The 641-nt window shown below is 65.2% G+C and carries 1 protein-coding gene; it reads left to right on the top strand.

The annotated features are described in order from the left end of the window. A partial coding sequence (locus tag AC07PT_RS30440) for a DUF1302 domain-containing protein (RefSeq protein WP_494659192.1) occupies nucleotides 1–641 on the top strand: 641 nt, incomplete at both ends.

Here is a 641-nt window from a genome sequence, read left to right as displayed (position 1 = left end):
CTGGTGCTCAAGCCCAGTGAAGACCTGACCTTCATGGGCCGCATCACCTGGCTCAAGGACGTGAGCGCCACCAACACCTCGGGCTACCGCAGCGCCAACGCCCCGGCCGACCTGCCCAGCGACAACCTCAGCTACGAGGCGCGCAAGGCCTTGCGGGTGCAGACCCGGGTGCTGGACCTGTGGGTGAGCAAATCGTTTGACCTGGGCGAGCAGCGGGCCCGGCTGCGCGTGGGCAACCAGGTGATCAGCTGGGGCGAGAGCCTGTTCATTCCCGGCGGCATCAACGCCACCAACGCGCTCGACATCAACCGCCTCTCGCAGCCCGGCACCCAGCTCAAAGAGGCCGTGCTGCCCGCGCCCATGGTCAGCCTGGCGACGGGGATCGGGCCGGAACTCAATTTTGAGGGCTATGTTCAGGCGGCCTGGAATCCCAACTTCATGCCCCCCACGGGCGGCTATTGGTCCACCGCCGATGGCTTGGGAGCGGGCCATCAGGCCTATGGGCTTTCGACAGTTAATGCGAAGAATGGTGGCCAGTGGGGCCTGTCGCTGCGCTACCAACCGACCAACACGCGCCTGAACCTGGGCCTGTACGCCCTGAACTACCACGACAAGGCGCCGCAGTTCTCGTCCAACATCAA

The organism is Curvibacter sp. GW821-FHT09D12 (assembly GCF_059416245.1).
Note: the sequence above shows the minus strand (reverse complement) of the source record. Positions and strands in the feature narration are given on the sequence as shown.